Origin of the sequence: Halomonas salipaludis, from assembly GCF_002286975.1 — a bacterium.
Taxonomy (GTDB): domain Bacteria; phylum Pseudomonadota; class Gammaproteobacteria; order Pseudomonadales; family Halomonadaceae; genus Franzmannia; species Franzmannia salipaludis.
In genome coordinates this window covers 1-1,728 of record NZ_NSKB01000029.1, presented here as the reverse complement: position 1 = coordinate 1,728, position 1,728 = coordinate 1, and the positions used below count along the sequence as shown (strand labels likewise).

The window sequence follows — 1,728 nt, the reverse complement described above, 5'->3', positions numbered from 1 at the left end:
GAGGCCCGGCACGTCGTCGACGATGCTGATGTTGCCGCTAAGGTCGGTACTCAGAGTGTCGCTGACGGTGTCGCCATCACCGTCGGTGACGGTGACCGTGGCTTCGACACCGACCAGGCCGGCCGGCAGCGTGAGGCTGTCGGCACCCTGGGCGTCATGGTCGAGGGGCGCGGACTGGGTCACGGTGACCGTGCCATCACTGCCGATCTCGATACGCAGCACTTCGCCGTCAGGCGTGCTGCCGGTGATTACGCCGCTGGCGTCTTGTGTAAAGACAACCGGCTCGCCGCCGCTGGTCAGGCCGTGGTCGAGGTCGCCCAGGGTCAGGGCGTAGTCACTGATCACGGTGCTGCCGGCACCGTCGGCGCCGTAACTGGCGTCCACCGCGGCGGTGAAGGCCGCGGCTACGCTGGCACTGGCCACCGAGGTGCCGTCGACGGTCTCGCTGTCCAGGGTCTCGAAGCTGACCTCGCTGAGGTCAACGTCGCTCAGGTCGAGGCCCGGCACGTCGTCGACGATGCTGATGTTGCCGCTAAGGTCGGTGCTCAGGATGTCGCTGACGGTGTCGCCATCGCCGTCGGTGACGGTGACCGTGGCTTCGACACCGACCAGGCCGGCCGGCAGCGTGAGGCTGTCGGCGCCCTGGGCGTCATGGTCGAGGGGCGCGGACTGGGTCACGGTGACCATGCCATCACTGCCGATCTCGATACGCAGCACTTCCGTGCCATCGGCGGTGCCGGTGATCACGCCGCCGTCGAGGCTGAAGGTGAGCGGTTCGCCGCCGCTGGTCAGGCCGTGGTCGAGGTCGCCCAGGGTCAGGGCGTAGTCGCTGATCACGGTGCTGCCGGCACCGTCGGCGCCGTAGCTGGCGTCGACCGCGGCGGTGAAGGCCGCGGCTACGCTGGCACTGGCCACCGAGGTGCCGTCGACGGTCTCGCTGTCCAGGGTCTCGAAGCTGACCTCGCTGAGGTCGACGGCGCTCAGGTCGAGGCCCGGCACGTCGTCGACGATGCTGATGTTGCCGCTGAGGTCGACGCCCAGGGTGTCCGTGACGGTGTCGCCATCGCCGTCGGTGACGGTGACCGTGGCTTCGACACCGACCAGGCCGGCCGGCAGCGTGAGGCTGTCGGCGCCCTGGGCGTCATGGTCGAGGGCCGCGGACTGGGTCACGGTGACCGTGCCATCACTGCCGATCTCGATACGCAGCACTTCCGTGCCATCGGCGGTGCCGGTGATTACGCCGCTGGCGTCTTGTGTAAAGACAACCGGCTCGCCGCCGCTGGTCAGGCCGTGGTCGAGGTCGCCCAGGGTCAGGGCGTAGTCACTGATCACGGTGCTGCCGGCACCGTCGGCGCCGTAGCTGGCGTCGACCGCGGCGGTGAAGGCCGCGGCTACGCTGGCACTGGCCACCGAGGTGCCGTCGACGGTCTCGCTGTCCAGGGTCTCGAAGCTGACCTCGCTGAGGTCAACGTCGCTCAGGTCGAGGCCCGGCACGTCGTCGACGATGCTGATGTTGCCGCTAAGGTCGGTACTCAGAGTGTCGCTGACGGTGTCGCCATCACCGTCGGTGACGGTGACCGTGGCTTCGACACCGACCAGGCCGGCCGGCAGCGTGAGGCTGTCGGCACCCTGGGCGTCATGGTCGAGGGGCGCGGACTGGGTCACGGTGACCGTGCCATCACTGCCGATCTCGATACGCAGCACTTCGCCGTCAGGCGTGCTGCCGGT

General features: G+C 68.8%; 1 protein-coding gene. It reads right to left on the bottom strand.

All coding sequences use genetic code 11. The annotated features are described in order from the left end of the window. On the bottom strand, positions 1 to 1,728 hold a 1,728-nt coding region (locus CK498_RS26315), incomplete at both ends, for a DUF5801 repeats-in-toxin domain-containing protein (protein ID WP_217987865.1).